The organism is Herbaspirillum sp. WGmk3 (assembly GCF_023952535.1).
Classification (GTDB): domain Bacteria; phylum Pseudomonadota; class Gammaproteobacteria; order Burkholderiales; family Burkholderiaceae_D; genus Herbaspirillum; species Herbaspirillum huttiense.
Genome location: NZ_JAKYWT010000001.1, coordinates 196,490 through 216,979 on the forward strand (window position 1 = coordinate 196,490; position 20,490 = coordinate 216,979).

Below are 20,490 nucleotides of genomic sequence, written 5' to 3' on the forward strand. Positions count from 1 at the left end.
AGTTGCGTCACGCCCCGGCCAGCAGCGCCTGCAGCCGTGCCGCCATGGCACTGACCGGCAGCACATCGACGGCGGCGTTGAGCGCTACGGCGGCCTTGGGCATGCCGTAGACGGCGCAGCTCTTCTGATCCTGCGCCAGGGTGTGATAGCCGTTGTCGCGCAGGGCCTTCAGGCCCGCTGCGCCATCGCGGCCCATGCCGGTCAGCAGCACGCCGGTGGCCTTGCCATCCCAGTGGCGTACGATGCTATGGAAGAACGCGTCCACCGATGGCCGGTAGACATCCGTAGGCGCGCCCTCGACATACGCGAGACGGCTGCCCTCCTTGAAGACGAGATGATGATTGCTGCCCGCCAGCAGGACTTCACCCCGGCGCGGCAGATCGCCTTCGACCGCCAGGCGCACGCGCAGCACCGACTGCTGCTGCAGCCACTGCGCCATGCCGGGCGCGAAGGCAGCATCGATGTGCTGCACGATCACGATGCTGCCGGGGAATTCACGCGGTACCTGCTTGAGCAGGGTCGACAGCGCGGCCGGTCCGCCGGCCGACGCCCCGATGGCCACCAGCGGAGCCAGGTCGCCCTGGAGATTCGGGGCCAGCGGACGCAGCGGCAGGCGCACCGGGGCGGCCATGTCGTCCGGGCTGAGCAAGCCGAGCTGGTCGATCTTCTCGATCAACGCCGCCGCATCGCGCTTGCCGGCCGCGCCGATGAGTGCCGGGGTCTGGGTGGCATCGAGCGCGCCATAGCCCATGGCTTCGTAGATCTTGGCAGCACCGGTATCCATGTCGGAGGTCACCACCAGGATCGGGCACGGGGTGTCCTGCATGATGCGGCGGGTGGCTTCCACGCCATCCATCTTGGGCATGAGCAGGTCCATCAGCACCACATCGGGCAACTGCCAGGCGCACATCTGCACCGCCTGCTCGCCATCGCGGGCGATCCAGATCAATTCGTGGCGGCCACTCTCGGCAATCACCCGGCGCAGCACTTCCACCATCATGGGGGTGTCGTTGACAATGCCGATCTTCACGTTGTCGCCTCTCCAATCAAATCCATGACGGCCTGCAACAGGCTTTCATCATGGAAACTGCTCTTGGTGAAATAATGATCGGCCCCGGCTGCCAGGCCACGCTGCCGATCCTCTTCACGGTCCTTGTACGACACGATCATCACCGGCAGCGCCTGCAATTGCGGCGCGGCGCGTATCAGGGTGACCAGCTCGATGCCATCCATGCGCGGCATGTCGATATCGGTGATGACCAGGTCGAAATGCTCGGCACGCACGGCATTCCAGCCATCCATGCCATCCACTGCCACCGTGACCTGATAGCCCCGGTTGGTCAGCAGCTTGCGTTCCAGTTCGCGCACGGTGAGTGAATCGTCCACCACCAGCACTTTCTTGCGCACCGCCACGGCCGCCGCACCGGCAGGATCCGCGTCGACCGTCTGCAGCCGTCCCGAGGCGGTGAGCTTTTCCACCGTGCGCAGCAAGTCGGCCACGTCCAGGATCAGCAAGGGCGCGCCATCTTCCATCAGCGCACCGGCCAGGATGTCGGGAATCTTGCCCAGGCGTGCATCCAGCGGTTGCACCACCAGCATGCGCTCGCCCAGGAAGGCATCGACCGCGATGCCGTAGCTGTGTTCCTCCTCGCCGATCACCACCACGCAGACACTGCCGTCCCGGACGCGCCACTGGCCACGTTGCAGCACCTGGTGCGCACTGACCAGGCCGACCTGACGGCCACCGTGGCTGAAGTGCTGGTAGCCTTCGAGGGTCTGCAGGGCCTCGGCCGGCAAACGCAAGGTCCGATTTACGTAGGCCAGCGGAAACGCATAAGGTTCACCGGCGATCTCCACCAGCAGGCTGCGAATCACCGACAGCGTCAGCGGCAACTGCAGCAGGAAGCGGCTGCCCTGCCCCGGCCGCGTGGTGATGCGGATCGTGCCGCGGACCTGCTTGAGCATGTCCGCCACCACATCAAGACCGACCCCGCGTCCGGAAATCTCGGTGACGGTCTCGCGCAGGCTGAAGCTGGGCAAGAGCAGAAAGTCCAGCAATTCGGCGTCCGACAGGCGCTCGGCAATGTCCTGGGTCGCCAGGCCGCGCGCCACCACCGTGCGGCGCAATGCGTCCAGGTCGATGCCGGCACCATCATCGGCCACCTCGATCAACAGCATGCCCGCACTGTGCCTTGCCTCCAGCCGCACCACACCCTGCTCCGGCTTGCCGGCCGCACGGCGCGTGCTGCCGTCCTCAATGCCGTGGTCCACCGCGTTGCGCAGCAGATGGCCGAGCGGTGCTTCCAGCTTTTCAAGAATATCGCGGTCGATCTGGGTGGCGGTGCCGCTGATGTCCAGCCGCACCGATTTGCCCAGCGCATTGCCGACGTCGCGCACCATGCGCGCAAAGCCGGCGGTGCCATCGGCAAAGGGCCGCATGCGGCAGGCCAGCGCCTCGTCATACAGTTGTTGCGAGAGATTGACCGAACGCCGGTCGAAGGCATCCAGCGCAATCAATTGTTCACCCAGCAGTTGCTGGTTGGTTTGCATCAGCGCGCGCAATTCGGCCAGCGTAGTCTGGGCGAATTCGTCGAGCTGGCTGGCGGCCAGCTTCTGTTGCAGCAGGTCCAGTGCCTGCACGGCCTCGCGCTGTACGCGCTTCATGCGCAGCATGCTGGCCGAGAAGGGTTTCAGGCGGCGCGATTCCACCAGCGATTCGCCGGTCAGGCTCAGGAGCCGGTCCAGGCTGTCCGCACTGACGCGCACGGCGCGCGCGGCAGCAGTCTGGTTGACGATGGGCGCGCTTGCTCCGGATTGTGGCGGCTCCGTCACTACGGCCGACGGTGCCGGCGCTGGTGGCTGCGGAGCCGCCTCGGCCGCGAAGGCCTCCTGCAGTGCGGCGGAGGGCGCAGGCCAGGGATCGGCATCCGCACCACTCATTACGGCCGGCAAGGCTTGCAGGAAAGCCTGTACCTCGGCGCTGCCGGCGTGGTCGACCCAGGTTTCGTCGCCGTCCGGTGGCGAGGCGATCCGTCCCAGCAGATCGGCCCCGCGCAGCAGCACATCGATATGTTTTTTCTCCAGCCGCAGCTTGCCCTGCTGCGCCAGGACGAAGCAGTCCTCCAGCACGTGGGCTACCTTGACGGCGGTTTCCAGGCCGACGATGCGGGCTGCGCCCTTGAGCGAATGGCCGGCACGCATGCAGGCTTCCAGATGCTCGGCCGCCGTCGGTTGCTGCTCCAGCGCCAGCAGACTGGTATTGAGCTGGGCAATCTGGCTTTCCGCCTCGAAGCGGAACAGGTCCAGCATGGACATCTGGCTCAGATCGGGCGTACTCATGTCATGCTCCGGTTGAGTACGTAGAACAGCAATTCGTGGTCGAGCAGGCCGATGGGACGGCCGCGCCACTCCACCATGCCGCGCGTGTACTGGATGGCCGCCTGGGCCAGCGTGGTCGGCACCGGGGCCAGGCTGTCGGCTGCATAGCGATGGACTCCGGCCACCTCTTCCACCGGAAACACCAGGATCTGCCCTTCGTGCGCCGCCACCAGCAGATGCGGGGCCGGCGTGTCATCGGGCAGCTGGAACACCCGGGCCAGCGAGACGCAGATGCGCAGGCTGCCGCGAATGTTCACAACGCCCGCAATGGCGGTGTTGCGCTGGTGCGGCAAGCTGTGCAGGGGCCGGTTCCCGGCGACTTCCTGCACCACGGACGTGGCAATCGCCAGCCACTCACCGGCAATGCGCACCACCAGGGCCGACGCCAGCACGGTGCGATCTTCCTGATCTTCCTCGGACGCACCGGCGCGCGCCCACTGCTGCGCCACCTCGCGGGATGCCTCCACCCGATCGAGCTGCTGCAAGGCGGCACGCGCGAAAGTCGGGCAGTTCAGGCAGCGGATGTGATGCGCCAGTTCGGGGCAGCTGCCGTCGCCCTTGGTGCCGATGCGGTTCCAGCAATCCTCGAGGGGCGCGTGCGGCGGGGTCAGCGTCGGCTCAGCCATGATGCGGCTCCTCGGTCGTCGTCACACGGCTGGCGCGCTGGCGCAGGCGCTCGGCTCCGGCGTTATCACCTTGCGCCTGCAGCAGGGCGGCCAGTTGCAGCAAAGCCGCCTGGTGCTGCGGTGCCAGATACAGCACCTTGCGGTAGCAACGCTGGGCCTGCCCGGCGTCACCGCCGGCATCGTTAATCAGACCCTGCAGATAGAAAGCGTCGGCGCTCGGCCCCTGCTCTTCGATGGCTTGTTCGCACAAGGCAGCGGCTTGCGCGAACTGTCCTGCATCGGCCAGCGAGCGGGCACGCTGCAGCAAGGGCTGGCTGCTAGCTGACAGCGGTGCTGGCACGGGCGCAGCGAAGGCGTTGATTCCTGAGTCAGCGACCAACGCCGACGCGGCCGGACGCGCCCGGCGTGCCGGAACAGGCGCAGCCAACAGCGGCTGCGCTGCTGCCAATACCGTCTCGCGCCAGGCCGGTTTCTCCACCGCCACGCGCTTGCGGAAACCGAAGGCCAGTGCAATGCCGGCCGACTCCAGACGCGGACTGAGCAGCAGGCCGCCTTCGGCCGGACCGACGAAGATCACGGCATCCGGTTTCATGAGGCTTTCCAGAAGGCTCACCACCTGGCGCTGCACCTCGCGCTCGAAGTAGATCAGCACGTTGCGGCAGAAGATGAAATCGTAAGGCGCAGCCTGCCGCAGCAAATCCGGTGCCAGCAGATTGCCGGGCGCAAAGCGCACCTGGCGCCGGATCGCTTCCTCCAGTTGCCAGCCCTGCTCCACCGTCATGAAATGGCGATCCCGAAAACCCAGGGCCTGTCCCCGGAAGGAATTGCGGCCATAGACACCGGCCGCCGCGATCTCCAGCGAGCGGGTACGAATATCGTAAGCGTCGATGACGAACTGCGACGGCATGACGCCCGCCTCCAGCAGGGCCATGGCGACCGAATACGGTTCTTCGCCAGTGGAGCATGGCAGGCTCAGAATACGCACCGGCACATCGGGCTGCGCAAGCAGCCGCTCCCGCGCAAGCCGCGCCACGGCGAAAATGGCTTCACGGTCGCGGAAGAACCAGGTCTCCGGTACCACGGCCAGTTCGATCAGGGCCTGCAACTCGGCGGCCGACCCCTGCAGCCGTGCCAGATAGTGGCCATCGTCCGCGATGCCCAGCGCCGCCATGCGCTCGCGCACTACCCGTTCGATGAGGCTGCTGCCGACGGTGGCCATGTCCAGGCCCATGACGGCCTTGAGCTTGTCGGCGATCAGCGGCAGGCTCTTCATGCCGGCACCTCCGGGTAGAGCAAGGCGCGCGTAGCCGGGTCGAGCAGGTCGCCCACTTCCACCCGCTGCAGCAGTCCGCCCTGATACGGCATGACAGGCCCGAGGTAGGGGGCTCCCTCATTGCGAACGGCGGCCGGCGTGAAGTGGGCCGGATCAAGGCGCAGCGTATCGGTAGCTTGCGGCAGGATCAGGCCCAGCAGCACCGGCAGCGCCTGCGCGTGGCGGTAATGCACCAGCACCAGGCGCGTACTCACGCGCGCCGGAGCGGGATGACCGAGCGCCAGCATGGACAGGTCGATCACCGGCACGTGGCCGCTGCCATGCGGCAGCAGCCCGGCTACCCATGCGGGTGCGCCGGGCAGCGATTTGCAGGGGGAAAGCGGCAATACCATCGCCACCTCGGCGGTGGGCAAGGCATAGCGTTCTTCCCCCAAGGAAAACAGCAGATGCAGGGATTGGCTCATGAGCACGCTGGGCGGGACCGGTGCGGCGCTCAGTCCGTCACCTTGAAGCGCGAGACGCCATTGCGCAATTCGTTGGAGACCACGTTCAGTTCGTCGATGGCCTGGCTCGATTGCTGCAGCGACTCCACGGTCTGCTGGGCCGCTTCGGAGAGCTGCACCAGCGCCTGGTTGATCTGTTCGGCACTGCTGGCCTGGGCCTGCATGCCTTCGTTGACGATCTGGAAGCGCGGTGCGAGCGCCTGCACCTGGGCAATGATCTGCGACAACTGGCTGCCGGCGGTCTGCACATCCTGCATGCCGCGCCGTACCTGGTCGGAGAACTTGTCCATGCCCATGACGCCGGCTGCCACGGCCGACTGGATTTCCTTGACCATGACTTCGATGTCGTAGGTCGCCACGGCAGTCTGGTCGGCCAGGCGGCGGATTTCGGTGGCCACCACCGAGAAGCCGCGGCCATGCTCGCCGGCCTTCTCGGCCTCGATGGCGGCGTTCAGCGACAGCAGGTTGGTCTGGTCGGCCACCTTGGTGATGGTGGTCACGACCTGGTTGATGTTGCCCGCCTTCTCGTTGAGGATGGCCAGCTTGGCGCTGACCGACCCGGCCGCATCCATCACATTCTGCATCGTGTCGCCCATGCGGGTCAGGCCCGCCTGGCCGCTGCCGGCCAGCGCCGAAGTCTGTTCAGAAACCACCGACACTTCATTCATGGTGCGCACCAGGTCACGCGAGGTTGCATGGATCTCGCGCGAGGTCGCGCCGATCTCGGTGGTGGTGGCAGCCGTTTCGGCGGCGGTGGCCTGTTGCTGGCGGGCCGTGGCGGCGATCTCGGTGACCGACGTCGCCACGCGTGCCGAGGACTTCTGCGCCTGCGAAACCAGCGCGGTCAGCTCATCGGTCATGCGGTCGAAGCCGTTGCCCAGCACGCCAAACTCATCCTTGCGGTCCAGCGCCACGCGACGCGAGAAATCGCCCGAGCGCATGATGTCGAGCAGGCCCATGAGCTTCTGCAGCGGCTCGTTGATGGCGCGCATCAGGAAGAAACCGCACACCAGCGCCACCAGCAGCGCTGCCATCAGCGCGCTCATCAGGGTGAACTGGGCCGAGTTGACGGCATCGCCGATGCGCTGGGCGGCGTCGTCGGCGATGCCCTTGTTGGTCTCGACCATGCGCTGCGTCAGTTGATAGCCGGTACGCCATTGCGGACGAATCTGCTCGTTGACGATCTTGTCGATCGGGGCGCGCTGGCTGAAGTCCATCTTCAGCACCTCGCTGACGACGGCACGGTACTTCTGCCGCGTCTCCTTGAATTGCTCGAAGAGCTTGCGGTCAGCATCGCTGAAGATGGTCTTGTCGTAATCTTCCTGCAAGCGGTCGAGACGTTCGGCGTTGCGGCGCAGCAGTGCCAGGTCAGCCTGGCGCTCGGCATCATTGGCATCGATCTGAATGATCTGCTGGGTCATCAGCAGGTTTTCGTACCACGCAGCGTTGATCTGGGTGCTGTAGTAGAGACCGGGGGTGGAGTCGTTGCGCAGCGCCGTCGCCCCCTTCTCGATGTGGCCAAGGTTGACCGCCGAAATCCCGGCCATCAGTGCCATCAGCAGCAGGATGAGCCCGAAGCTCCCGAGGATGCGTTGCTTGATCGTCCAGTTCTTCATGCGCAGTTTTCCCCCTTTGGAATGAGCACCCCGCCCTGGCGCGCCTTCGTGAGGTGCGCATGAACGAAAGTTCGCCTGTGGCTAACCCGGGCCATCTAGTGCGATCGGTTGCGGATTAGTGCGGCCTAGTAATACTTCGAGATTATCATTGAAATCTTTCAATATCACTATTATCCCTTGCGCAATGATTCTTTGCCTGAAGGAAATAAAAACGGCACCCGCAGGTGCCGTTTGAGTGCGTCAGCCGATCGGCGGGATCACACCGGCATGGGCTTGTTGTCCTGCAGGTCAAGGAAGCCCTTGATGAGGCGGTAGGCTTTCCAGATCCAGGCCAGCGAGAACACCAGAATCGCCACCGGGATTCCGATCACCGTGGCCCACAGCACGCCGCCGGCGAACAGCCAGAACAGGTACCACCAGAAGGAACGGATCTGCCAGCGATGGTGGGTGTAAAGGAAGGTATCGCGCACGTCGCCGCGCTTGAGGTAATTGACGATCAGGGGCAGCCACGACAGCATGCCCAGCGAAAACACCAGGCAGGCGGCATGCGCCAGGTAGAGCCACCAGACGAGGTCACGGCCGGTCTGGGTCTGTGGGTCGAATACCAGTTCCTGGTTCATCGCGTCTCCTGAAATGAGGGGGAAGCCGGCCCCGACGTCAGGCCAGCAGGTTCAAGATGCCGTCCAAGCCCACAAAATTCAAGCCCACGCTGGCCTGGGCACGCACCACCGGCTTGGCGCGGAAGGCCACCGACAGGCCCGAGATGCCCATCATGCGCAGGTCATTGGCGCCATCGCCCATGACGATGGCCTGGCTTGGTTCGGCACCGATCTCGCGGCAGATGCGCTCCACCGTTGCACGCTTCTCGTCGGCATTGACGATGCCGCCGACCACCTTGCCGGTGAGCTTGCCGTCGGCCACTTCCAGCGTGTTGGCGTGGGTGTAGTCCAGGTTCAGGCGTGCTTTCATGCGGTCGGTGAAGAAGGTGAATCCGCCTGAGACCAGCAGTGTCTTGAGGCCGGCGGCCTGCACTGCCTTGAGCATGTTTTCCGCGCCCAACGACAATTGCAGGCGCTCATCGTAGACACGCTGCAACGCACCTGCGTCCAGCCCCTTGAGCAATGCCACACGGCGGGTCAGGCTTTCGTTGAACTCGATCTCGCCGCGCATGGCGGCTTCGGTGATCTCGGCCACCTGCGGTTTCAACCCCTGCATGTCGGCGATCTCGTCGATGCATTCGATGGTGATGAGGGTGGAATCCATGTCCATGGCCACCAGGCGGAAATCGGACAGCTTGCGGCCCTCGTCGATGAAGGCATAGTCCAGGCGCGCCTGCAGGCAAGCCGCATCGATGCTGGCCTTGAGCGCATCGCTCTGGCTCACGCCAGCCACACGCCAGGCATCGGCATCCGGTACGCGGTCGTCTGCAATGCGCTCGGCGCGGCCACCGGCCAGGGCAGCGATGGACTCGATGGCGGAAGACGGCACGGCGTGTTGCTTGGGGGCTTGCAGGATCAGGTTCATGTTGTTCTGTTGATTCATGGGTGCGATGGGATTCGTTGTAGCGCGGCCAGAAAAGCACTCAACCGGTGAGTGCTTTCATGGTCGCCTTGACCTGCTGCACGCGGGCATTCAGGTCCGGCATGTTGGCCGTGATGCGCAGCTTGTCGGGGCCATTCAGTTTGACCTGGCGATTCTTCTGCACCAGCTCGATGATGCGCATGGCGTCGATCGGCGGGTTGGGAACGAACTGCAGCAGCGCCGCTTCGGAATGGGCATCGATCTTGATGATGCCCAGCGGCTTGGCGGCAATGCGCAGGCGGTGCGTTTCGATCAGGGCCTTGGCGGCATCGGGCAGCTTGCCGAAGCGATCGATCAGTTCTTCCTGCAAGGCGTCGATGGCGTCGGCCTTCTCGCAGTTGGCGAAGCGCTTGTAGAGCGACAGGCGCTCATGCACATCGCCGCAAAAGTCGTTGGGCAGCAATGCGGGCGCATGCAGGTTGATCTCGGTGGTGGTCGACAGCGGTGCGGCAAGGTCGGGTTCGCGTCCATCCTTCAGGGCGCGCACGGCTTCGTTCAACATGTCCGAATACATCTGGAAACCAATCTCGTGGATCTCGCCCGACTGATGGTCGCCCAGCACTTCGCCGGCACCGCGAATTTCCAGGTCATGCATGGCGAGATAGAAGCCGCTGCCCAGTTCCTCCATCTGCTGGATCGCCTCCAGCCGGCGCTGCGCCTGCTTGGACAAGCCCTGCACATCCTGCACCAGCAGGTAGGCATAAGCCTGGTGGTGCGAACGGCCGACGCGGCCGCGCAATTGGTGCAGCTGCGCCAGGCCGAACTTGTCGGCGCGATGCATGATGATGGTGTTGGCAGTCGGCACGTCAATGCCGGTCTCGATGATGGTGGTACAGAGCAGGATGTTGAAGCGCTGCGCCACGAAGTCGCGCATCACCTTCTCCAGGTCGCGTTCGTGCATCTGACCGTGCGCCACGCCGATGCGCGCTTCCGGCAAAAGCTGCTCCAGCGCGGCCTTGCGGTTGGCGATGGTTTCCACTTCGTTGTGCAGGAAGTAGACCTGGCCGCCGCGTTTCAATTCGCGCAGGCAGGCTTCGCGGATGGTCGATTCTTGTTCGGCGCGCACGAAGGTCTTGATGGCCAGGCGCTTCTGCGGCGCGGTGGCGATCACCGAGAAATCGCGCAGGCCTTCCAGCGCCATGCCCAGCGTACGCGGGATCGGCGTGGCGGTCAGCGTGAGCACATCGACCTCGGCGCGCAGCGATTTCAGGGCTTCCTTCTGGCGTACGCCGAAACGGTGTTCTTCATCGATGATGACCAGGCCCAGGCGCGAGAACTTCACTTCATCGGAGAGCAGCTTGTGGGTGCCGATGACGATATCGATGGTGCCATCGCCCAGTCCCTTAATGGCTTGCGTGACTTCCTTGCCGGTGCGGAAGCGCGACAGTTCGGCAATCTTGACCGGCCAGTTGGCGAAACGGTCGGCGAAGGTGGCGGCATGCTGTTCGGCCAGCAGCGTGGTCGGGGCCAGGATGGCGACCTGCTTGCCGCCCATCACCGCCACGAAGGCGGCACGCAGGGCCACTTCGGTCTTGCCGAAGCCGACGTCGCCGCAGATGAGGCGGTCCATCGGCTTGCCGCCGGTCATGTCCTTGATGACGGCATTGATGGCGGCGGCCTGGTCGGCGGTTTCCTCAAAACCGAAACTGTCGGCGAAGGCTTCATAGTCATGTGCCGAATACTGGAAGGCATGGCCCTGGCGCAGCGCGCGGCGGGCGTACAGGTTCAGCAGTTCGGCGGCCGTATCGCGCACCTGCTGGGCGGCCTTGCGCTTGGCCTTTTCCCACTGGCCCGAGCCCAGTGCGTGCAGCGGTGCGTCTTCCGGCGAGGCGCCGGAGTAGCGCGAGATCACGTGCAGTTGCGACACCGGGACGTAGAGCTTGGTCTCCTTGGCGTATTCCAGATGCAGGAACTCGGTCTCTCCCTCCCCCAGGTCCATGCTGACCAGGCCCATGTAGCGGCCGATGCCGTGGCTGCTGTGGACCACCGGGTCGCCGATCTTCAATTCCGACAGGTCGCGCACCATGTATTCCACATCGGTGGCGGCCTGCTGCTTGCGGCTGCCCACGCGGCGGCCGCTACCGGCGTACAGCTCGGTCTCGGTAATCAGCGCCAGGCCGCCGGCGGTGACGAAGCCGGCGTGCAGCGGGGCCACACCCAGCATCAGCGGCTCATTGCTGGAGAGGAAATCATTCCAGTCATCGCACAGCGCCGGATGCAGGTCGTATTCGGCAAAGTACTGCTGCAGGGTTTCACGCCGGCCATTGCTTTCGGCACAGATCAGCACGCGCTCGGCCCCCTTGAGCAGGAAGCTGCGCAGGTTGACCAGCGGGTCTTCCGCGCGGCGGTTCACGGCGATGTTGGGCAGCGGCGCCGAGATGGCCGAAGGCGCATCATCGGTCTTGAGCACCCAGCGGGCGTGGGGTTTCAGCAGGGTGAAGAAATCTTCATCGTCCAGGTAGATGGCGCGCGGCTCCAGCACCGGGCGCTCGCGGTCGGCGTGAAGGAAGGTCCAACGCGAGCGGGTATCGCTCCAGAAGCGCTTGATGGCTTGTTCGATGTCGCCCACGGTGGCGAACATGGCATTGGCCGGCAGGTACTGGAACAGCGTGGCCGTCTCTTCGAAGAACAGCGGCAGGTAGTATTCGATGCCCGCCGAGGCGATGCCGTTGCCGATGTCCTTGTAGATGGCCGAGCGCGACGGATCACCCTCGAACACTTCACGCCAGCGATTGCGGAAGGCCAGGCGCGAGGCCTCGTCCATGGGGAATTCGCGGCCCGGCAGCAGGCGTACCTCGGGCACCGGATAAAGCGAGCGCTGGGTATCGGCGTCGAAGGTGCGGATGGTCTCGATGGTGTCGCCGAACAGGTCCAGGCGATAGGGCAGCACCGAGCCCATGGGGAAGATGTCGATCAGCCCGCCGCGCACTGAATATTCGCCCGGCGACATGACCTGGCCCACGTGGGTGTAACCGGCCAGGGTGAGCTGGGACTTGAGCTTGCCCTCATCGAGCTTTTCGCCCTGCTTGAAGAAGAAGGTATAGGCCGCCAGGAACTGCGGCGGCGCCATGCGCAACAAGGCTGTGGTGGCCGGCACGATCAGCAGGTCGCACTGGCCGGACTGCACTTCATAGAGCGTGGCCAGGCGTTCGGAGACCAGGTCCTGGTGCGGCGAGAAGGCGTCATAGGGCAGCGTTTCCCAGTCCGGCAGCAGGTGGCAACGCAGGCGCTCGCCTTCCTTGGGCTGGAACCAGGGGATTTCAGCCAGCAGGCGCTGGGCATCGGTGGCCCCGGCCACCACCACGGCCAGCATGCGGCCTTCGGCCTTGAGGGCCAGCGCGGCTTGGGCCAGCAGATAGGCATCGGCAGAACCGTGCACGGCGGGAGGCTGGAAACGCACACCTGCTTTGGGCAGGCTTTTTTTCGGGTCAAAAGACATCAGGATCGGGAGGATCGGCTTGGTTTGGACTTGATTCGAGCAAGGCAACGGCGCAGGCCCGGCCGCGGTGGCCATGCTGGCAGCGCCGCAAAATGCCGGTCGCTTGCAAGGGATTGGCATTAGAATTCAGCCTCTCATTATAAACGAAGGCCCCATCGCAAGCCGCCGCCAGGCGGGCGTCGGGCTAGGTGCATGGCATGAACCCTTCGCAGTCCGCTTCTTCCCCGCCCCGCCACTTTGCGCTCATTCCCGCCGCAGGCGTGGGCGCGCGTATGGGCGTCCAGATCCCCAAGCAATATATGCCGCTGGCAGGCAAACCCATGCTGCTGCATGCGCTGCAGACCTTCGCGGACCACCCACGGATCGCCCATACCTTCGTGGTGGTCAGTGCCGAGGATGGCTGGATTGACTCCCTGATGACGCCAGATTTGTTGCAACGCGTGAGCATTCTGCGGGTAGGCGGGCCGACGCGCCAGGACAGCGTCTTCAATGGCCTCAACGCCATCCGTGACCGGGTGGCCGATGCCGACCGGGTGCTGGTTCATGATGCCGCCCGCCCCGGTTTGGACGCGCCGCTGCTGGATCGCCTGCTGGATGCCCTGGCAGACGACGAAGTCGGGGGCCTGCTGGCCGTGCCGGTCGTCGACACCTTGAAGCGCGGCGATGGCGGCGCCCCTGCCCGCTCGCAGGAGACTGTGCCGCGCGCCGGCCTGTGGGCGGCACAGACCCCGCAGATGTTTCCCTATGCCCTGCTGCAGCGCGCCTTGCAGCAGGCGCAGGCACAAGGCCGCTTGGGCGAGATCACCGACGACGCCAGCGCCATCGAGATGCTGGGCTTGCGTCCGCGCCTGGTGGAGGGCAGCCCCCGCAATCTGAAGGTCACGCTGGCGCAGGACGCCGCGCTGGCTGAATTCTTCCTGAAAGGTCCGCACGCATGAACGCTTCTTCCCCCTTCCCTTTCCGCATCGGCCAGGGCTATGACTGCCACGCGCTGGTGGAAGGCCGCCCGCTGATCCTGGGCGGCGTCACCATCCCGCACAAAAAGGGCCTGCTGGGCCATTCGGATGCCGACGCCCTGCTGCACGCCATCACCGACGCGCTCTTCGGTGCGGCGGCGCTGGGCGACATCGGGCGCCATTTCCCCGATACCGATCCGCAATTCAAGGGAGCCGACTCGCGCGTGCTGCTGCGCGAAGCCGCCAAGCGCCTCGCCACCGCCGGCTATGCCGTGGGCAACGTGGATGCCACCATCATTGCCCAGGCGCCCAAGATGGCCCCGCACATCCCGTCCATGGTGGCCAACGTCGCCGCCGACCTCGGGATTTCTGAAGGGCAAGTGAATATCAAGGCCAAAACCAATGAAAAAATGGGCTTTTTGGGGCGTGAAGAAGGGATTGCGACCGAAGCGGTTGTGCTGATCCACCGGCAAAACGGCTGAAAAGCGGCGTCAGAAAGTTCCCGACAGGCGCGCGTAGGACATTCACTGACACGCCGAAACCCGCACCAGACAAGGGATTGAAGCCGGTTCTGCGCACCATTTCCCGGCACTGAAAGAAATCTAAAGCACCAGAATCAGCCATTAAAACTTTTAATGGAAGTTTCGTACCGAAAATGGCTTGCATTCTCGATTTAATGAGTATAATCGTCGCGTCGTTAGGATTCGAGCTGGTAGTGCGGTTCTTCGCTGTCATTCCTCCCGAGTAACGATAAAGAGCCGGGCGCAAGCCCCAATCAATTAAATTTAGGAGTCCGTAATGGCAACTGGTACCGTCAAGTGGTTCAACGATGCAAAGGGTTTTGGTTTCATCACTCCCGATGAAGGTGGCGAAGATCTGTTCGCTCACTTCTCGGCTATTCAGTCGAATGGCTTCAAGTCCCTGAAGGAAAACCAACGCGTTTCCTTCGAAGTGACCACCGGCCCGAAGGGCAAGCAAGCTTCGAACATCGTTCCGGCTGCTTAAGCTTTCAAGCTGATAAAAAATCCCCGACTCGTCGGGGATTTTTTTCGTCCTTCACTTTGATGAAGTGAAGCGATGCGCATCAAAAAAATCCCCGCCCTCTTGCGAGTGGCGGGGATTTTCATTTGCGCTGAAGCGGATCTGAATCAGATTTCTTCGTACAGCGGCAGCGTCAGGAACTCGGCGAAGGTCTCGGAAGTGGACATTTCTTCAAAGATCTTGGCCGCGCGGTCGTAGGTCGGACCATCGCCTGCCACTTGCTTCACCTTGGCCAGCTCTTCCGGAATCATCGCGCGCACCATGTCGGCGGTGACCTTGCGGCCGTCTTCCAGGTTGCCCTTGGCGCTGCGGATCCACTGCCACACCTGGGCACGGCTGATTTCGGCGGTGGCCGCATCTTCCATCAGGTTGTGGATGGGCACGCAACCGTTGCCGGCCAGCCAGGCACCCAGGTAGTGGATGCCGACGTTGATGTTGTAGCGCAGGCCGGCTTCGGTGATCGGGGTTTCGGGCTGGAAGTTCAGCAGGTCGGCCGCCTTGACCTCGACGTCCGGACGCTGCTTTTCGAACTGGTTGGGCTTGTCGCCCAGCACGGCCACGAATTCCTTCATGGAAGCTTCGACCAGGCCCGGGTGCGCCACCCAGCCGCCGTCGTAACCGTCGGTGGCGTCGCGGCGCTTGTCGTTGATGATGCCTTGCATGGCGATGGCGTTCTTTTCCGGATCGTTCTTGATCGGGATCAGCGCGCTCATGCCGCCGATGGCCGGGGCACCGCGCTTGTGGCAGGTCTTCAGCAGCAGCAGGGCGTAGGCGCGCATGAAGGGCGAAGTCATGGTGACCTTGGCGCGATCGGCCAGGCAGAAGTCCTTGTCGTTCTTGAACTTCTTGATGCAGGAGAAGATGTAGTCCCAACGGCCGGCGTTCAGGCCCGCGCTGTGCTCGCGCAGCTCGTACAGGATTTCTTCCATCTCGAAGGCGGCAGTGATGGTCTCGATCAGCACGGTGGCCTTGATGGTGCCTTGCGGCAGGCCGACTTCATTCTGCGCCATCACGAAGATGTCGTTCCACAGCCGCGCTTCCAGGTGCGACTCCATCTTGGGCAGGTAGAAGTACGGGCCGGCACCGCGTGCCAGCTGTTCCTTGGCGTTGTGGAACAGGAACAGGGCGAAGTCGAAGATGCCGCCGGAAATGCGCTTGCCGTCCAGGGTGACGTGCTTTTCATCCAGGTGCCAGCCGCGCGGACGCACCACCAGGGTGGCGATCTTGTCGTTGAGCTTGTAGCTCTTGCCGTTCGATTCCAGCGAGATGGTGCGGCGGATCGCGTCATACAGATTGATCTGGCCGCTGATCTGGTTGTCCCACACCGGGGAGTTGGAATCCTCGAAGTCGGTCATGTAGCTGTCGGCGCCCGAGTTGAAGGCGTTGATGACCATTTTGCGTTCGACCGGGCCGGTGATTTCCACACGGCGGCACTTCAGGGCCTCGGGGATGGGGGCGATCTTCCAGTCGCCGCTGCGGATGGATTCGGTTTCCTTCAGGAAGTCGGGGCGCTCGCCGGCGTCCAGGCGCTTGACGCGCTCGGCACGGGCGGCCAGCAGTTCCTGGCGACGGCCTTCGAAGGCGCGCGAGAGCTTGGCGACCAGCGACAGGGCTTCAAAGGTCAGGACGTTCTCGTAACCCGGCTTGATCTCGCCGGAGATTTCCATGCCGGTGGGCAGCTTCAGTTGCGTCATGCTGGACTCCTCAAAAAGAAAAATGGACTGGGTGATCTTGTTTTCATGATTGTGCCTGAGACCGTGCAGCTTTTTGCATCGCATCAGACACTTTATGTACGCAGTATATTTAAACCAAATCGATATGAGTGAAAGCTTTTATCAATTTATCTTTGCGTTTTAGTCACAAGTGAGCCGATAATGGCTGCAACCCGCCGCACCAGTTCCGGCGCGGCTTTGCCGCCTGTTTTCAGGCGTTTGGAGAGTGCAGGCATGGACCAGTTCAAGCAGATTTCGACCTTTGCCGAGGTGGCCGCCCGGGGCAGCCTGTCGGCGGCCGCCCGCGCCGAGGGCATCGCCCCGGCCATGATAGGCCGGAGGCTGGATGCGCTGGAGGAGCGCCTGGGCGTGAAACTGCTGCAGCGGACCACGCGCAAGATCGTGCTGACCAACGAAGGCGCGGCCTTCCTGGAAGACTGCCAGCGTATCCTGGCCGACCTGGAAGATGCCGAATCGGCGGTGTCCGAACGCAGCGCGCGCGCCAGCGGGCAACTGCTGATCTCGGCCCCGGCCGGATTCGGCCGCCAGCACGTGGCACCGCTGGTCCCCTCCTTCCTGGCCGAGCACCGCGATGTCACCCTCACGCTCAACCTGAACGACCGCATCGCCGACGTCATCGGGGAAGGCATCGACGTCGCCATCCGCATCGCCACCCTGACCGACTCCAACCTGGTGAGCGTGAAGCTGGCCGAGAACCATCGGGTGATCGTCGCTGCGCCCTCCTACCTGCGCCGTCACGGCACGCCGGCCAGCCCTGATGAGCTGGTGCGCCACAACTGCCTGGCCATGAGCAGCGAAGGCAGCCAGCGCGGCTGGACGCTCAAGCAATCGGGCAAGGTCAGCGTCTACAAGGTCGGCGGCAACATGGTCTGCAATGATGGCGAGGTGCTGCACAACTGGGCGCTGGCCGGACGCGGCCTGGCCTGGCGTTCGATGTGGGAAGTCGGCGCGGCCATCGAAGCCGGCGAACTGGTGACCGTGCTGGACAAATTCGCCGCCCCGGCCCCCTCCATCTACGCGGTGTTTGCGCAGCGTCGGCACCTGCCGCTGCGCATTCGCGCCTTCGTGGATTTTCTGCGGCACGCCTATGCGCAGCCGGACTACTGGAAGCAGCGCCCCTGATCCCTGACGGCTCACTTGTGTCCCGCGCTGCCGCCCCAGCTACTGCCTGAGGAGACTGAGTAGTCCTCTTCCTCTGCCTGAATCATTTGATGGACGAGGGCCACGCACGTGACGATGACCGCATAGATCGCGTAGCCTCGCAGCACGGATTGGGCCTGCCCTTTTTCTCCCATCGCCTTCAGCAAGCGCGCAGGCAGATACATCGCGGCCAAGGTCAGCAGGAATACCCAGGTCTGGCGCATGCTCCAGATGAAATCGCTGGCCCAGTAAAAGCTCAGGGTCATCACCAGGTAGCACACCACCAACGTATACGCCCATCCCATCGGACTCAGTTCGATGTCCTCGATCGACGGATGTGTGGCCACACCGTGCGAGGGAACGGGTTCCTGTTGTGCGGCGGGTTCAGGCAGACTGATCAGCGCCTCCAGCGCCATCCGCTTTCCCAGATAAAGCACGGGCGTATCGCCGAGCGAATAGTCCAGCATCAGGACGCCATCGCCCGCCTCCAGATCGACCATGCGCGCGCGCTGCCGAGCAGACCGGGTCATGGCCCATTCGCCCTCGCCACCGCTGCAAGCAACATCGCGCACCGCACTGACCACCCAGCTTCGGTCGAATAACTTCACGCGCATGCGTGGCTTGAGTTGATCGAATCTCGGCAAGGCTTGCTCAAGATCGACCCGGGAGACGATGGCGTAGCGTCCCCCGGCTTCCAGCAAGCGCCATTCCAGCGAGTCGCCCTGCATCTTCAGCCACCACTGGTTCCAGACACGCGCGCCAGCTCGCCACTGGCGTTGTCCCACGATGCTGAAGGCGCGCCCTTCGAAGCAGCCCGTTCGGCCGATCGGCAGCGGAGCGGCACCCTTTGCCAAGGCCGGCATCCTGGAGACGCCACGGGTCTTCTGATTGCGCCTGTCGACCACGGCGCGGCAGTACACGCACACCGCCATGGTCGAGGCCAGGCTGTGGAATCCGACGAACTTCTCGCAGGACGGGCAAGTGACAGTCCACATGATTCACGCTTGGCAGAAAGAAAAGCGCGCATCTTAAGACAAAGAAAATGGCCTGACCAACGAAATTCCGGCCTTGTCGATCATCGCCGGAACCGCGCCCAGCCTGGTTTGCAGCGTGACTACTGCAACCCTGATCAATACCCGTGATATGTCAGGCGCACGTCGCCATCGGCAGCAGGCGTACCTGACGCTCGATCAGCTGGCGATGCAGCTGTTCAGGTTGAAGCCCCGCCACGATGATCTCCAGGGCCTGTTCCACCTGCAATGCGCCGCAAAGGAAAATGTCGAGCGCAGCAAAGCGCGCTTCCGGCCAGGTATGAATGGAAAGGTGGGATTCGGCCAGCAACAGCACGCCGGTGACGCCCTGCTGCGGCCCGAAGTGATGAAAATGGCCCTGCAGCACGGTCGCCCCGGCATGAGCCGCCGCCTGCCGCAAGAGGGATTCGATCGCCACGGGATCGCACAGACGCGCAGCGTCGATGCCATCCAGATCGGCCAGCAGATGCTGGCCACGGGCGGGGAAGGCGTTGGCGCTCACTTGTGCCCACCTCCGCCGCCCCAGGATCCGCCCGAACTGGAGGACGACCAGCTGCTGCCGGAGGACGAGCGCGAACTGGAGAAGCTGGTCGAGCCCCAGTTGTACAGCGTCGATATCGCGATGATGAACAAGGCGTAGAGCACGAAGAGGATCTTCATCAGAAATCATTCCCGTCGAGCTTGTAGGCCGGGGCGTAGATCAGGGTCAAGGTAATGAGGCCACTCCAGAAATGATCGTAGCCAAGGATAGGAATGCAATTCAGGATCACGAAGAGGACCGCCATCACGTGCGCCAGGGTCATGAAGGACATGCCCGGTGCAGCGCGCGCAGTCTCGGACGCGACTTCCTTGCCTAGCCAGGCCTTGAGCTGGTCGGGCGAGACCGGCTTGGCTTCGGACCAGGTGGCTTCCTCTGCCGTCACTTCCAGCGTCATGCTCTTGCTCCCTTTGCCGTACTGGAGCACGCGCGTGACGTCGTCCACGGATACCTTCCAGTTGAAGGCACCGACCGCATAAGTGACCCGTGCCTCGAATTCGTATTGCAAGGGCAGGCGCAAGCGGCCCTGCGTGACACCATCCGCACCCGACATGTCCGGCCAGATCTGGAGCACCGACGCGGTACTCCAGCCCTCGTCGGCTTCGACCAGCCAGAGAAAGCCGCGCCGTTCGTTGTGCAGGAGGTATTCGGTCCACTGCTCGTCATCATCGGTACGCCGCATGGCGCCGATGACTTCGAACCTGGCACCGGAAATGGTGGCCTGCGTACCCAGTTCCAGCGTCAGCGCGGCCGCCGCGATCTTCTCTTGTGCGGCCACCACCTCGGCCTTGACGCCGGTCAGTGCGATCTGGCTGTGACAGGACTGGCACACCAGGTGTTCGGTCTGGCGCGGCAGGAAGCGAATGGCGGTGCCGCATGAGGGGCAGGTCATCGACCCCAGCTTGCCCTGATAGCGATAGCTCCCGGCGCGCACGGTATCGTCGTCGCGCAGGAATTCACATTTAAGCGATTCCAGCGTGACGCTCTTGCCCTGGTACAGCACCGGCACTTCCTCATCGGAGAAATCCAGCGTGACGAAGCGATCCGCCACATGCAGGTCCGCTACGCGCGCCTGCCATCCGTCGCGCAGCCCCAGCGGCAGTTCGCCCTGGCCGCCGGTACAACGGGCGGTCCGCACATCGCCCACCACATGGGGGATGCCGCCGATCTCCACGCGGGTCAGCGGCTTGAGTTCGTCGAAACGCGGCCAGGTTTGCGTGGCGGCGGTGCGCCGGGTCACGGTATAGAGCCCTGAGGCATCCGAGAGCCACCATTCCTGCTGGCCGTCGCCGACCTGCAGGGCCCATTCGTTCCACAAGCCGCCGTCATATTGCAGCTGGATGCGTCCGACCACGGTGAACGCCTGGCCCTCGATGAATCCGCTGGTGCCGATCTGGATGGGCGAATAATCGTCGAGCACCTCGGAGACCTGCCCCAGCGTGTGGGCAGCCGAGCCGTCCTTGTAGACGGTGGTGCGGCAATAGCTGCACACCGCCATGACCGAGGCCAGCGACTTGAATTCAGTGGGTGCCCCGCAATTGGGGCAGCTTGCTGTCTGCATGAGTCAACCAGAGAAGCGCCGGCAGGCGCAGGCCCGCCTGCCGGCGGGAAGCATGTGGGGAAAATGCAGGCGCA

The 20,490-nt window shown here is 63.9% G+C and carries 17 protein-coding genes; 4 read left to right on the forward strand and 13 right to left on the reverse strand.

The genetic code is table 11. From position 1 onward, the window contains the following. Positions 1–7: 7 nt before the first annotated feature. The 9 genes from MKD49_RS00805 to mfd all read right to left on the reverse strand — a co-directional run bounded on the left by MKD49_RS00805 (position 8) and on the right by mfd (position 12,416). Positions 8–1,030, reverse strand: a complete 1,023-nt coding sequence (locus MKD49_RS00805) for a chemotaxis response regulator protein-glutamate methylesterase (protein WP_034331531.1) — start codon at positions 1,028–1,030, stop codon at positions 8–10. Continuing rightward, a complete protein-coding gene (locus MKD49_RS00810; protein WP_252695172.1) occupies positions 1,027–3,339 on the reverse strand; it encodes a hybrid sensor histidine kinase/response regulator in 2,313 nt (770 codons plus the stop codon). Before MKD49_RS00810 ends, MKD49_RS00805 begins: the two co-directional genes overlap by 4 nt. Next, positions 3,336–4,004, reverse strand: coding sequence for a chemotaxis protein CheW (locus tag MKD49_RS00815; protein WP_252695173.1), 669 nt, complete (start codon positions 4,002–4,004; stop codon positions 3,336–3,338). The genes MKD49_RS00810 and MKD49_RS00815 overlap by 4 nt, the downstream gene beginning before the upstream one ends. Continuing rightward, entirely contained in the window at positions 3,997–5,277 is a 1,281-nt protein-coding gene (locus MKD49_RS00820) for a protein-glutamate O-methyltransferase CheR (RefSeq protein WP_252695174.1), read from the reverse strand. Before MKD49_RS00820 ends, MKD49_RS00815 begins: the two co-directional genes overlap by 8 nt. Continuing rightward, entirely contained in the window at positions 5,274–5,741 is a 468-nt protein-coding gene (locus tag MKD49_RS00825; protein WP_039785106.1) for a chemotaxis protein CheW, read from the reverse strand. Before MKD49_RS00825 ends, MKD49_RS00820 begins: the two co-directional genes overlap by 4 nt. Before the next feature lie 29 nt (positions 5,742–5,770). Then, positions 5,771–7,396, reverse strand: coding sequence for a methyl-accepting chemotaxis protein (locus MKD49_RS00830; protein WP_121041977.1), 1,626 nt, complete (start codon positions 7,394–7,396; stop codon positions 5,771–5,773). A gap of 257 nt (positions 7,397–7,653) precedes the next feature. Further along, positions 7,654–8,016, reverse strand: a complete 363-nt coding sequence (locus MKD49_RS00835) for a membrane protein (protein ID WP_034337781.1) — start codon at positions 8,014–8,016, stop codon at positions 7,654–7,656. Between the two features lie 37 nt (positions 8,017–8,053). Further along, complete coding sequence (serB, locus tag MKD49_RS00840) at positions 8,054–8,938, reverse strand: phosphoserine phosphatase SerB (protein WP_134136032.1); 885 nt, start codon at positions 8,936–8,938, stop codon at positions 8,054–8,056. Between the two features lie 40 nt (positions 8,939–8,978). Next, positions 8,979–12,416: a transcription-repair coupling factor gene (gene mfd / locus MKD49_RS00845; RefSeq protein ID WP_252695175.1), complete on the reverse strand. Its 3,438-nt coding sequence runs from the start codon at positions 12,414–12,416 to the stop codon at positions 8,979–8,981. 197 nt (positions 12,417–12,613) lie between these two features. Here mfd and ispD point away from each other — a divergent pair, with 197 nt between their 5' ends. From ispD to MKD49_RS00860, 3 genes are all read left to right on the forward strand, one after another. Next, positions 12,614–13,354, forward strand: a complete 741-nt coding sequence (ispD, locus tag MKD49_RS00850) for a 2-C-methyl-D-erythritol 4-phosphate cytidylyltransferase (protein ID WP_252695176.1) — start codon at positions 12,614–12,616, stop codon at positions 13,352–13,354. Beyond that, complete coding sequence (ispF, locus tag MKD49_RS00855) at positions 13,351–13,854, forward strand: 2-C-methyl-D-erythritol 2,4-cyclodiphosphate synthase (protein ID WP_252695177.1); 504 nt, start codon at positions 13,351–13,353, stop codon at positions 13,852–13,854. The genes ispD and ispF overlap by 4 nt, the downstream gene beginning before the upstream one ends. A gap of 316 nt (positions 13,855–14,170) precedes the next feature. Continuing rightward, positions 14,171–14,377 (forward strand): cold-shock protein, encoded by a 207-nt coding sequence (locus tag MKD49_RS00860; protein ID WP_006464465.1) that lies wholly within the window; start codon positions 14,171–14,173, stop codon positions 14,375–14,377. A 143-nt stretch (positions 14,378–14,520) separates the two neighbouring features. Here MKD49_RS00860 and aceB read toward each other — a convergent pair whose 3' ends face one another. Further along, positions 14,521–16,107: a malate synthase A gene (aceB, locus tag MKD49_RS00865; RefSeq protein ID WP_039785093.1), complete on the reverse strand. Its 1,587-nt coding sequence runs from the start codon at positions 16,105–16,107 to the stop codon at positions 14,521–14,523. 252 nt (positions 16,108–16,359) lie between these two features. On the opposite strand from aceB, the gene MKD49_RS00870 reads away from it, so the two are divergent. Further along, positions 16,360–17,268, forward strand: a complete 909-nt coding sequence (locus MKD49_RS00870; RefSeq protein WP_204726667.1) for a LysR family transcriptional regulator — start codon at positions 16,360–16,362, stop codon at positions 17,266–17,268. Between the two features lie 11 nt (positions 17,269–17,279). Here MKD49_RS00870 and MKD49_RS00875 read toward each other — a convergent pair whose 3' ends face one another. The 3 genes from MKD49_RS00875 to MKD49_RS00885 all read right to left on the reverse strand — a co-directional run bounded on the left by MKD49_RS00875 (position 17,280) and on the right by MKD49_RS00885 (position 20,416). Continuing rightward, positions 17,280–18,281: a DUF4178 domain-containing protein gene (locus tag MKD49_RS00875; protein WP_252695178.1), complete on the reverse strand. Its 1,002-nt coding sequence runs from the start codon at positions 18,279–18,281 to the stop codon at positions 17,280–17,282. Between the two features lie 151 nt (positions 18,282–18,432). Beyond that, positions 18,433–18,819 (reverse strand): adenosylmethionine decarboxylase, encoded by a 387-nt coding sequence (gene speD / locus MKD49_RS00880; RefSeq protein ID WP_121041987.1) that lies wholly within the window; start codon positions 18,817–18,819, stop codon positions 18,433–18,435. 157 nt (positions 18,820–18,976) lie between these two features. Continuing rightward, positions 18,977–20,416 (reverse strand): DUF4178 domain-containing protein, encoded by a 1,440-nt coding sequence (locus tag MKD49_RS00885; RefSeq protein WP_252695179.1) that lies wholly within the window; start codon positions 20,414–20,416, stop codon positions 18,977–18,979. Positions 20,417–20,490: the final 74 nt, after the last annotated feature.

Bases quoted from the DNA above. Each gene is read 5' to 3' on its own strand.
- MKD49_RS00810 (WP_252695172.1), bottom strand. From the start codon at position 3,339: ATGAGTACGCCCGATCTGAGCCAGATGTCCATGCTGGACCTGTTCCGC.
- MKD49_RS00815 (WP_252695173.1), bottom strand. From the start codon at position 4,004: ATGGCTGAGCCGACGCTGACCCCGCCGCACGCGCCCCTCGAGGATTGC.
- MKD49_RS00820 (WP_252695174.1), bottom strand. From the start codon at position 5,277: ATGAAGAGCCTGCCGCTGATCGCCGACAAGCTCAAGGCCGTCATGGGC.
- MKD49_RS00825 (WP_039785106.1), bottom strand. From the start codon at position 5,741: ATGAGCCAATCCCTGCATCTGCTGTTTTCCTTGGGGGAAGAACGCTAT.
- MKD49_RS00830 (WP_121041977.1), bottom strand. From the start codon at position 7,396: ATGAAGAACTGGACGATCAAGCAACGCATCCTCGGGAGCTTCGGGCTC.
- MKD49_RS00835 (WP_034337781.1), bottom strand. From the start codon at position 8,016: ATGAACCAGGAACTGGTATTCGACCCACAGACCCAGACCGGCCGTGAC.
- serB (WP_134136032.1), bottom strand. From the start codon at position 8,938: ATGAATCAACAGAACAACATGAACCTGATCCTGCAAGCCCCCAAGCAA.
- mfd (WP_252695175.1), bottom strand. From the start codon at position 12,416: ATGTCTTTTGACCCGAAAAAAAGCCTGCCCAAAGCAGGTGTGCGTTTC.
- ispD (WP_252695176.1), top strand. From the start codon at position 12,614: ATGAACCCTTCGCAGTCCGCTTCTTCCCCGCCCCGCCACTTTGCGCTC.
- ispF (WP_252695177.1), top strand. From the start codon at position 13,351: ATGAACGCTTCTTCCCCCTTCCCTTTCCGCATCGGCCAGGGCTATGAC.
- MKD49_RS00860 (WP_006464465.1), top strand. From the start codon at position 14,171: ATGGCAACTGGTACCGTCAAGTGGTTCAACGATGCAAAGGGTTTTGGT.
- aceB (WP_039785093.1), bottom strand. From the start codon at position 16,107: ATGACGCAACTGAAGCTGCCCACCGGCATGGAAATCTCCGGCGAGATC.
- MKD49_RS00870 (WP_204726667.1), top strand. From the start codon at position 16,360: ATGGACCAGTTCAAGCAGATTTCGACCTTTGCCGAGGTGGCCGCCCGG.
- MKD49_RS00875 (WP_252695178.1), bottom strand. From the start codon at position 18,281: ATGTGGACTGTCACTTGCCCGTCCTGCGAGAAGTTCGTCGGATTCCAC.
- MKD49_RS00885 (WP_252695179.1), bottom strand. From the start codon at position 20,416: ATGCAGACAGCAAGCTGCCCCAATTGCGGGGCACCCACTGAATTCAAG.